The sequence below is a fragment of the Streptomyces shaanxiensis genome (assembly GCF_039537145.1).
Classification (GTDB): Bacteria; Actinomycetota; Actinomycetes; order Streptomycetales; family Streptomycetaceae; genus Streptomyces; species Streptomyces shaanxiensis.
The window spans coordinates 447,291-457,354 of record NZ_BAAAZY010000001.1; the positions used below are offsets into that span (position 1 = coordinate 447,291).

Genomic DNA, 10,064 nt, shown 5'->3' on the forward strand with positions numbered 1-10,064 from the left:
CCGACAGCCGAATCCCCCTGAAGTCTGGTTGGCGTCCGGATCCGGTCGTACCTCCAGGGGATGACCGGCCGATCTTCCGCACTTCTCTTGCGCCCGCGAAACCGCAATCCTACGGTGATACATAGGAATCAGATCTCAAGGGAGCGATCATGAGCGGGGACGCGCGGAAGACCGCGGAAGGGCTGACCTACCTCTCCGGTTTCGGCAACGAGCACAGCTCGGAGGCGGTGCCGGGCGCCCTCCCGGAGGGCCGCAACTCACCCCAGCGTGCCCCGCTGGGCCTGTACGCGGAGCAGCTGAGCGGTACGGCGTTCACCGAGCCGAGGGCACACAACCGCCGCTCGTGGCTGTACCGCATCCGCCCGTCGGCGGCGCATCCGGCGTTCACGCGCACGGACAACGGCGCGACCCGTACGGCCCCCTTCACGGACTCGGTGCCGGACCCGAACCGCCTGCGTTGGAACCCCCTGCCCGAGCCGGCACCCGGGACCGACTTCCTCGCCGGCCTGTGGACCCTGGGCGGCAACGGCGACGCCACCCAGCGCACCGGCATGGCCGTGCACCTGTACCACGCCAACTCCTCGATGGACCGCGTCTTCAGCGACGCCGACGGCGAGTTGCTGATCGTGCCGGAGCGCGGCGGACTGCTGCTGCGCACGGAGTTCGGCCTGCTGCATGTGGAGCCGGGACATGTGGCGCTGATCCCCCGTGGGGTGCGCTTCCGTGTGGAGCTACTGGATGCTTCCGCGCGCGGCTATGTGTGCGAGAACTATGGGGCCCCCTTCCATCTCCCCGACCTCGGCCCGATCGGCGCCAACGGCCTCGCGAACGCCCGGGACTTCATGGCACCGGTGGCGGCGTACGAGGACGTCGAGGGACCGGTGGAGGTGGTGAACAAGTTCTGCGGCAACCTCTGGACCGCCACCTACGACCACTCACCGCTCGACGTGGTCGCCTGGCACGGCAACCATGTGCCGTACGTCTACGACCTGCGCCGATTCAATGTGATCGGCACCATCTCGTACGACCACCCCGACCCGTCGATCTTCACGGTGCTGACGTCCCCGTCGGACACCCCGGGCCTCGCGGGCGTCGACTTCGTCGTGTTCGCCCCGCGCTGGCTGGTGGGCGAGGACACCTTCCGGCCGCCGTACTTCCACCGGAACGTGATGAGCGAGTACATGGGCCTCGTCGAGGGCGCCTACGACGCGAAGACCGCTGGTCCGGGGGGCTTCGTACCGGGCGGCGGCTCGCTGCACAACATGATGTCGGCGCACGGCCCGGACCAGGAGACGTTCGACCGCGCGAGCGCCGCCGAGCTGAAGCCACAGCGGGTCGACGACGGCCTGGCCTTCATGTTCGAGACGCGCTGGCCGGTGACGCTCACCCCGCAGGCGGCGGGAGCGGAGCACCTGCAACAGCGCTACGACGACGTCTGGCAGGGGCTGGAGCGCCACTTCCGCCCCTTGCGGTAAAGATCCCCCACCGGTACGGATGGCCCCGTGACCTCCTTCGCCCCGGACTCGATCGTCCTGAACCGCAAGCTGCCGCTCTGGTACCAGGTGTCGCAGTCGCTGCGCGCCTCGATACTGGGCCGCCGCCCGCAGGACCCGCTGCGCCTGCCCACCGAGGAGCAGCTGGCCGAGCACTACGGCGTGAGCGTGCTGACCATGCGGCAGGCGCTGAAGGAGCTGGAGGACGAGGGGCTGATCACCCGCCACCGCAGACGCGGCACGTTCATCGAGCCGGACGCCCGCCGGGGTGCCCCCGTGCGGCTGCTCGGCTCGGTGGACGCGATCGTGGCCCAGCAGTCCGGCATGGCGACCGAGCTGCTGGACCACGGCAGGGCTCCGGTGCCGGCCGAACTCGCCGAGTACTTCCCGGACATCGACGAGGTGGCGACGTACCACCGCCTGCGCTGCGACGAGAAGACGGGCGAGCCGACCAACCACGCCCGCAACTACGTCCGGCCCGAACTGGCCGCACGCATCGACCTGGACGACCTGGTCCGCTGGCCGATGACCAAGGTGCTGCGGGACGTCGTCGGGGCGGACATCAGCCGCATCACGGACACCGTGGAGGCGCGACTGGCCGACCCGGAGACGGCGCGGCTGCTCCAAGTCCCGCTGCTGAGCCCGATCCTGCACTACACAGGTGTGACGTACGACGAGCAGGGGCGCGTGCTGGACGCCGCGGTCATCCACTACCGGGGCGACCGCTTCTCCTTCACGGTGACTCTGGAAGCCACATGACCTCACCGTCGGTGACGGGTCGTACGATGCCCAGCGTGACGCACGACGACGCTCCGCCGCTGGCGGACCTCATGCCGTGGTCCGTCGCACCGCCTAGGCTCGGCCGGGGGTGGCCGACGGGCCCCGACGCCGCATCCCTGAAAGCCCGCTGGGACGCCTTCGTGAAGGCCGAGGGCCCGGACCGGGAGGCCCTGCTGGAGCCGACACGCTCCCGCACCCTGCACTCGGCGGTCGGGCAGTTGCCCGGCCGGTCCACCGGCACGGAGAAACTGCTCCGCGCCTCGGGCCCCTGCCCCGAGCCGGAACGCGTCCTGTGCGCCCCGTTCGACGAACAGTGGCTGATCCCCGACCACCGCCTGATCGACGCGGCGCGTCCGGAGCTGTGGCGGGTGGCGGACGAGCACCAGATCTTCGTGCTGGAGACACCCGACTCCGCCCTGCTGGCGACCTCCCTGCTCCCCCTGCTCCGCCCGGGCCGCGTCCGCCCCCTCTACCGCCGCCCCGACGGCGAGGAACCCAATCTCGCCCCGGGCCTGCTGCGGCACCTGACCTCCCGGCTGGGCCACTCCCCCGCACCCGCGGACCTCCTGGCCTGGATCCTGGCAGCCGCCCGCCCCGATCTCACCGTCCCCCTCACGGAGGACCCCGACATCTGGGTGCGGGGCGTCGAGTTGGGCCACCGCCTGCTCTGGCTGATGCGCCGCAACGGCGAACGCCCCAAGCTGCCGGGCGGCCGCCGCCCGTACGTCCGGGCTCCGCTCCCTTCCCGCCCCCTCAACCTGCACTACGACCGCGACGAGGAGACCCTGGAGCTGGACGAGGGCCGCATCTCCCCGGTCCCGCCGGAGGCATGGGACTTCGAGATGGGCGGAGTGCGGGTCCTGGAGCACTGGTTCACGGCCCGCACCGCCGCCCCGGAGCCGGGCACCCTGGCGGCGATCCGCCCGGCGACGTGGCCGCAGGCATGGACGTCGGAGCTGCTGGAGCTGATCACGGTCCTGGCGTTGCTGGCGGAACTGCGCCCGCAGCAGGAGGAGTTGACGGTCAAGGCGCCGATCACGGCGACGGAGCTGCGTGAGGCAGGCGTACTGCCGGCACCGGAGGCGGCACGCCGTCCGGCATCGGTCCTGGATCACCACGAGGAAGGCCCGGAAGGCCAGTTCGCGCTGATCTAGTTCCTGGGATCGAAGGCGTCGAGGATCCGGCCCAGCATCATCTCGAACGCCCCGTCCAGATCGATCGGCCCCTGATCCTCCGCGAACGACGCGGCCAGCCGCGGATAGGCCCCCGTGGCCACCTGACTCCCGAGATAGGCGATCCGCACCGCGTTCTCCTCCTCCGCCGACCACGGCAACGACCGCGTCCGCTCGGCGGCGGCCAGCTCCGTCGCGGCGTACGACGTCACGCACCCGTTCAGCATCCCGACCAGCTGCATCTTCATGCCGTAAGCGGCCTCCAGCGGATCCAGGCAGGCCAGACAGTGCTCCAGATACCGCAGGGCGTTCGGGGAGAAGCCGTAGATCGGTGACATCAGCCGCGGCATCCACGGGTGCCGATGCATCAGCGCCCGCGTCTGCCCGGCGACCCGGCGCATGTCCGCTCGCCAGTCCCCGCTCGGCTCCCACAGTTCGTGCTCCGCGCTGACGGCGTCCACCATCAGCTCGTACAGGTCCTCCTTGCGGGGCACGTAGTTGTACAGCGACATCGTGCCGCACCCCAGTTCACCGGCCACGTGCCGCATCGACACCGCGTCCAGGCCCTGCGCGTCGGCGACGCGCACCGCGGCCGCCGCGATGTCGGCCCTGGTGAACGCCGGTTTCGGTCCACGCCCGGTCCGCTCGGGTCGCGCCCAGATCACTCCGGGTTCGGCCGCCTTGCCCGCCATCGATCATCACCTCGACCTCCATCCTAGTTACGTACAGCGTACGTAGTGCGCTATGGTCGAGCCATGACTTCTACGTACGCTGTACTTAGTGAAGGTCTGGAGAAGCGCTTCGGCGAGGTCCATGCCCTGCGCGGGCTCGATCTGGCCGTCCCGCAAGGCACCGTCTGCGGGCTCCTCGGGCCCAACGGCGCGGGCAAGACCACGGCCCTGAGGCTCCTCACGACGCTCCTGCGCCCGGACGCCGGCTCGGCCCGTATCGCCGGGCACGACCTGCTGCGGGACCCGGCCGCCGTCCGCCGCCGCATCGGCGTCACCGGCCAGTACGCCTCGGTCGACGGCGAACTCACCGGCCGCGAGAACCTCCGGCTGTTCGCCCGGCTGCACCGGGTGCGCGGGCCGGCCGAGCGGGCCGGCGAGCTCCTGGACCGCTTCGGCCTGACCGAGGCCGCCGACCGGCCGGCGTCCACCTACTCGGGCGGGATGCGACGCCGCCTCGACCTGGCGGCGAGCCTCGTCCGCCGCCCCGACGTGCTGTTCCTGGACGAGCCCACGACCGGCCTGGACCCCGCCAGCCGCAACCGGATCTGGGACGCCGTGCGGGAGCTGACCGCCGACGGCACGACCGTGCTGCTGACCACGCAGTATCTGGAGGAGGCCGACCAACTCGCCGACGACATCGCCCTGATGGGCCAGGGACGGGTCGCGCGCACGGGCTCACCGGCCCAGTTCAAGGCGGTCATCGGCGCGCGCGTCGAGGTCGTCGTCACCGACCCCGACTTCCTGGTGAAGGCCGCCGCCGTACTGGACCAACTCACCGGCGCCGAACCGTCGTTCGACCACGAACGGCGCGCCGTCGGTGCGGTCACCCGGGACGGCACGCTCACGCTCCCGCGCCTGGTGCGCGAACTCGACGCCGCGGGCGTGCCGTTGCTCGACGCGAGCATCGAACCACCGACTCTCGACGACGTGTTCCTGCGACTCACCCAGGAAGAGGAGCGTGCGGCATGAGCACCCTGGCCTACGACGGCAACGCGATGCTGGGCAGGCAGCTGCGGCGGATCCGGAACAACCCGGGGCTGCTCATCCTGACCCAGACCATGCCGATCACGATGCTGCTGTTCTTCGGCTACGTCTTCGGCAGCGCGCTGGCGATGCCCGGCGCGGAGTACCGCTCCTTCCTGGTGCCCGGCCTGCTGGTGGCGACCGCGGCCAACGGGCTCATGACCGGGATGTTCCAGGCCGCCCAGGACACGCACCGCGGCGTGATGGACCGCTTCCGGACGCTGCCGATGAGCCGGGCCGCCGTACCGCTGGGGCAGGCGGGCGCGGACCTCATCGTGACGGCCGCCGGGACCGTGCCGTTCCTGCTGGTCGGACTCGCGGTGGGCTGGCGGATCGAGGGGTCCGCGCTCGAAGCGGTGGGTGCCTTGGGGCTGTTGCTGCTGTTCCGGTTCGCGACGGCGTGGGCCGGGATATTCCTGGGGCTGCTGACCCGGAACGAGGAGGCCGCCGGTCAGCTCGGCGGGGCGACCTTCATCCTGCCGCTGCTGTCCAACGCGTACATCCCGACCGACGGTCTGCCGGGCTGGCTGCGCACCCTCGCCGAGTGGAATCCGATCAGCGCGGTCACCACGGCCCTGCGGGACCTCTTCGGCAACGCCCCGGTGCCGGACGGCGCCGCCTGGCCGGTCGCCCACCCCGTCGCCGGGTCACTGGCGTGGTGCGCGGTGCTGCTCGCGGTGTTCGTGCCGCTCGCGGTGCGCCGGTACGCGCGCGGCGAGCGCTGAGGGCCGCGCTCGACAAGGGCGGCCCCGTCCATGTCCGTGCATGACAACGGCCCCGTCAACGTCCGTACACGGCAAAGCCGTTACGTACGGGGACGGGGCCGATGAGCGGGGTGGGTGAAGCGGGGGACGTGCCCGCACCCGGGTGGCACTCCGAAGCTCCGCCGCGCGCCGCGGGGATGACGGCGACGACAGCGCGGTACAGCACCGGAGACGGTGGAACTGCCGGGCGCGGGCCTGGAATTCGTTCGAGGAACGCCGGTACGAGTCAGCGTCCGCCGAACAGCGAGCGGCGGAGCCGACGCAGCGGGGCGAAGAGCGAGACGCGTCGCACCCGCGCACCCCGGTCGCTGCGCGACTTCGTGGTGTCACGAGTGGTCAGTTCAAGCATCAGCGAGGTCGCTTCGGCCGCCTCCGTCTGCGGCACGGCGGGACCCGCCAGCACCGAGAGATGGCGGTCGAGGCGCGAACTGGTCGCGCTGCTCCCGCAGGTGATCGCAGGGACCCTGGCCCTGCTGCGCACTGTTATCTGATCCATGTCACTCCCCACCCGTACGAGTCCACCCGGCCCGGGCAGGTTAACCCTATCGCCCCGGTGGGGCACTCGTGTATCGCGGTCACAGGATTCACCTTCCCCGTAAGGGTGTTGACAACCCGTCTCTGATTACTCTCCGAATCCAACCGATTTCAGGGCGAGTTGGACAACGGGCTGGCTGGTGGGTTGCGGAGAGCCTCCGTCCGGCTCGACGGTCACAGCCAGTGACGTCGCCGATTTGTCGAGACCGGACGCGACCAAGGGCGTGTCGTCGTCGAAAAGCCCTAGGGAGCGCGGTTGTACATCCGGGCGCATGAGCCAGAGCTGATGCACACGGCCGCTCGACAGCTCGCCATATCCGCTCAGAGTGACGATCGCACGCCCCTCCGATACGGAGGCGACAACTCCGATTGTCCGGCCCTTCGCGTCCTCGCCGGCGGTCGCCCGGGCGTCGGGTGCCGCGAGAACGTTAGCGATCTCACTCGCCCGGTCCCGCTGCGCGTCCAGCTGATCCTGCGTGCGGTCGGCCTGGACGGCGAAGAGGGAGGCGACCACGAGGGCCGCGGCGGCCGTGGCCGTGGCGAACGGCACGAGCAGCGGGCGCGTCCGGCGCGTCCGGGTGCGCGGCGGCGGCTGGGTTCCCCATACATGCGGCGGCAGTTGGGTGGCACGCGCGTGTGCTGGTTCCCGCCCGGCGGACTCCTGCGGAGTCGTCCGTACGGCGGCCAGGACCCGGTTGCGCATCGCGGCGGGCGCGGGGGCGGCCGTCGACCAGGCGAGGCGGACGGCGTCCTCGGACAGGACCCGCACCTCGGCGGCACAGCTGTCACAGGTCTTCAGATGCTTCTCGAAGCGGATCCGCTCACCGGGCTCCAGGGCGTCGAGGGCGTAGGGGGCGGCGAGCGAGTGCAGGTCCTCGCGCCGCAGCAGACGGTCGACGAAGCTCACGCGACACCTCCCAGACACTTGCGCAGCTGGGTGAGTCCGTCGCGCATACGGGTCTTGACCGTGCCCAGCGGCAGGGAGAGCCGCTCGGCCACTTCACGGTACGTGTAGCCCTCGTAGTAGGCGAGGGTGACGGACTGGCGCTGCAGGGCGGTGAGGCGTTCCAGGCAACGGCGCACCCACTCGCGTTCGAGGCCGGCCTCGACCTCCTCGGCGACATGGTCGAAGGCCGGCTGGTTCGCGCGCAGGGCCTCGCGCTGCTCGCGCTCGCCGGCCGCGCGGGCGCTGCGCACGCGGTCGACGGCGCGGCGGTGGGCGAGGGTGAGGATCCACGACAGGGCGCTGCCCCGCCCCGGGTCGAACTTCGCGGCGGACCGCCACAGTTCGAGCAACACCTCTTGCGCCACCTCCTCGGACTGGGCGGGATCGCGCACCACGCGCCGGACCAGCCCGTACACCGGCCCGGAGACCAGCCCGTACAGCTCCTCGAACGCCTTCTGGTCACCGCCCGCAACGAGCACCAGCAGCTCGTCCGCCTCCAACTCGTCTCCCCCTCCAGTCAGGCCGCAGCGCGGCCGTCTAGTCCCACGAGGCATTCGCAACGAACCCACCTCCGGATGGGGTTACGGATCAGCGCGCCGAAAACGCGGGTCGTCCGCCGATGAAACAACTTTTCAGTTCCGCCGTAAGAACGCTTGAGATTCGACCAATCCACCCTGGCGGCCGCTCCGAATCGGGTTCGTCAGGCAAGTTGGCACTGAGGACGGACGGCATGACACCTATTTCCAGGAGCGGTGCGGGACGCAAGGGCCTCGCGACCCTCGTATGTGGTGCGCTGGCCGCCGGGGGGCTCGCAGCCGCCGGCGTCGCCGCGCTGGCACCGGGGGCGGCCTCCGCCTCCAGCCACCGGGAGGCCCCGCTGATCTCGGGGACACCGCAGTACGACAACACGGACGTGTACGCGTTCGTCAGCCCGGACAAGCCGGACACGACGACGATCATCGCGAACTGGATCCCGTTCGAGGAGCCGGCCGGCGGTCCGAACTTCTTCACGTTCGCCGAGGACGCGCAGTACGACATCCACATCGACAACAACGGCGACGCGCAGGGCGAGTTGCTCTACCGCTTCACCTTCGACACGCACATCAAGAACAAGAAGACGTTCCTGTACAACACCGGTCCGGTCGAGAGCCTGGACGACAAGGACCTCAACATCACGCAGACGTACGACGTCGAGCTGATCAAGCTCAAGGACCAGTACCCGGTGTCGAAGACGAAGGTCGCCAACGACGTGCCGGTGGCGCCGTCGAACGTCGGCAAGGCGTCCATGCCGGACTACGCCAAGCTGCGCGAGCAGGCCGTCCACAAGCTCGCGGGCGACGCGACGTCGTTCGCCGGCCAGGCCGACGACCCGTTCTTCCTGGACCTGCGCGTCTTCGACCTCCTCTACGGCGGGAACCTCTCCGAGGTCGGCAACGACACGCTCAAGGGCTACAACGTCAACTCCATCGCCCTGCAGGTCCCGACCCACATGATCGCCGAGTCGGCGGACCAGCCGATCGTCGGCATCTGGTCGACGACCCAGCGCAAGAACGCCAAGGGCTACTTCGAGCAGGTCTCGCGCCTGGGCAGCCCGCTGGTCAACGAGGTCGTCAACCCGCTCAAGGACAAGGACAAGTTCAACGCGTCCGCGCCCTGGGACGACGCCCAGTTCCTGAAGAACGTCACCAACCCCGAGCTGCCGAAGCTCATCGAGGCGATCTACAAGATCCCGGCGCCCGACGAGCCGCGCAACGACCTGGTCGACGTCTTCCTCAAGGGCGTGAAGGGCCTCAACCAGCCCCCGCACGTCACTCCCTCGGAGATGCTGCGCCTCAACACCTCGATCAAGCCGACCGCCGAACCCAAGCGGCTCGGTGTCCTCGACGGCGACAACGCCGGCTTCCCGAACGGCCGTCGCCTCACCGACGACGTGATCGACGCCTCGCTCCAGGTCGTCGAGGGTGAACTGCTCGGCGCCAAGAACGACCTGGGCGACGCCGTCGACAAGAACGACAAGGACTTCGAGAAGGCCTTCCCGTACGTCGCCCTGCCGACCGAGGGTTCGCGCGGCCCGCTCGCCAAGGGCACGGACGGCGAGACCGACGTCCGCAGCCAGCTCGGCGACGCCCTGCAGCCGGCCGGCGCCTCCGGCAGCACCGACAACACGACCCTGATCGCCGGGTCGGCGGGCGCCGGCGCGATCGGAGTCCTGCTGATCGGCGCGGGCCTGGCCTGGTGGCGCCGCACGCGGGAGCGGGCGTACTAGGCCCCACCGACTGGCGCGGCCCGCGCGGTACTCATCCCCCACGGCGCGGGCCGCGCCGCAGCACGCCACAACGACCGTTGCCGCAAAGCCGATTGAGGAGAGGGCATGGCCCCGCGTACGAACGACAGCGCGCCGGAGAACGAGGCGAACAGGGAAGCCACCACCGGTGCGGATGCCGCTGCCGCGAGGGCTGACGAGCGCGTTGCCGCCGTGCGGCGGGTGGGTGCGGCAAGGCGCCGGCGGCTTCACTTCTCGGCGCCGGCCGGCATCTTTCAGCCCGTCCGGCGTTTGAGGACGAGGCCGTTCAGGCCGACGGGGGTCCAGGGGGCGGAGCCCCCTGGCGGGGCCGAAAGGG

General features: G+C 70.5%; 10 protein-coding genes. 6 read left to right on the forward strand and 4 right to left on the reverse strand.

The window, feature by feature from the left end; translation table 11 throughout:
- Window positions 1-149: 149 nt before the first annotated feature.
- From hmgA to ABD932_RS02050, 3 genes are read left to right on the forward strand one after another with little or no spacing between them, the layout of a single operon-like run.
- Window positions 150-1,475 carry a homogentisate 1,2-dioxygenase gene (gene hmgA / locus ABD932_RS02040; RefSeq protein ID WP_345008315.1) on the forward strand — a complete coding sequence of 442 codons (1,326 nt, stop codon included), beginning with the start codon at window positions 150-152 and terminating at the stop codon, window positions 1,473-1,475.
- A gap of 27 nt (window positions 1,476-1,502) precedes the next feature.
- Window positions 1,503-2,252: a GntR family transcriptional regulator gene (locus tag ABD932_RS02045; protein WP_345008316.1), complete on the forward strand. Its 750-nt coding sequence runs from the start codon at window positions 1,503-1,505 to the stop codon at window positions 2,250-2,252.
- Window positions 2,253-2,278: 26 nt separating this feature from the next.
- Window positions 2,279-3,427 carry a type ISP restriction/modification enzyme gene (locus ABD932_RS02050; RefSeq protein ID WP_345008338.1) on the forward strand — a complete coding sequence of 383 codons (1,149 nt, stop codon included), beginning with the start codon at window positions 2,279-2,281 and terminating at the stop codon, window positions 3,425-3,427.
- On the opposite strand, the gene ABD932_RS02055 is transcribed toward ABD932_RS02050, so the two are convergent.
- Window positions 3,424-4,137: a TetR/AcrR family transcriptional regulator gene (locus ABD932_RS02055; RefSeq protein ID WP_345008317.1), complete on the reverse strand. Its 714-nt coding sequence runs from the start codon at window positions 4,135-4,137 to the stop codon at window positions 3,424-3,426. The genes ABD932_RS02050 and ABD932_RS02055 overlap by 4 nt on opposite strands.
- 63 nt (window positions 4,138-4,200) lie before the next feature.
- On the opposite strand from ABD932_RS02055, the gene ABD932_RS02060 reads away from it, so the two are divergent.
- Together ABD932_RS02060 and ABD932_RS02065 are read left to right on the forward strand one after the other, a co-directional pair.
- Window positions 4,201-5,145, forward strand: coding sequence for an ATP-binding cassette domain-containing protein (locus ABD932_RS02060; RefSeq protein WP_345008318.1), 945 nt, complete (start codon window positions 4,201-4,203; stop codon window positions 5,143-5,145).
- The gene (locus tag ABD932_RS02065) at window positions 5,142-5,924 is read left to right on the forward strand and encodes an ABC transporter permease (protein WP_345008319.1); all 783 of its coding nucleotides are present in this window, start codon (window positions 5,142-5,144) and stop codon (window positions 5,922-5,924) included. The genes ABD932_RS02060 and ABD932_RS02065 overlap by 4 nt, the downstream gene beginning before the upstream one ends.
- 265 nt (window positions 5,925-6,189) lie before the next feature.
- On the opposite strand, the gene ABD932_RS02070 is transcribed toward ABD932_RS02065, so the two are convergent.
- The 3 genes from ABD932_RS02070 to ABD932_RS02080 all read right to left on the reverse strand — a co-directional run bounded on the left by ABD932_RS02070 (window position 6,190) and on the right by ABD932_RS02080 (window position 7,943).
- Window positions 6,190-6,459, reverse strand: a complete 270-nt coding sequence (locus ABD932_RS02070; protein ID WP_126390616.1) for a hypothetical protein — start codon at window positions 6,457-6,459, stop codon at window positions 6,190-6,192.
- Between the two features lie 126 nt (window positions 6,460-6,585).
- Window positions 6,586-7,404 (reverse strand): anti-sigma factor, encoded by an 819-nt coding sequence (locus tag ABD932_RS02075; RefSeq protein WP_345008320.1) that lies wholly within the window; start codon window positions 7,402-7,404, stop codon window positions 6,586-6,588.
- Window positions 7,401-7,943: a sigma-70 family RNA polymerase sigma factor gene (locus ABD932_RS02080; protein ID WP_126390620.1), complete on the reverse strand. Its 543-nt coding sequence runs from the start codon at window positions 7,941-7,943 to the stop codon at window positions 7,401-7,403. The genes ABD932_RS02075 and ABD932_RS02080 overlap by 4 nt, the downstream gene beginning before the upstream one ends.
- Window positions 7,944-8,173: 230 nt before the next feature.
- Between ABD932_RS02080 and ABD932_RS02085 the strand changes: the two genes are divergently transcribed.
- Window positions 8,174-9,709, forward strand: coding sequence for a DUF4331 domain-containing protein (locus ABD932_RS02085; RefSeq protein WP_345008321.1), 1,536 nt, complete (start codon window positions 8,174-8,176; stop codon window positions 9,707-9,709).
- Window positions 9,710-10,064: the final 355 nt, after the last annotated feature.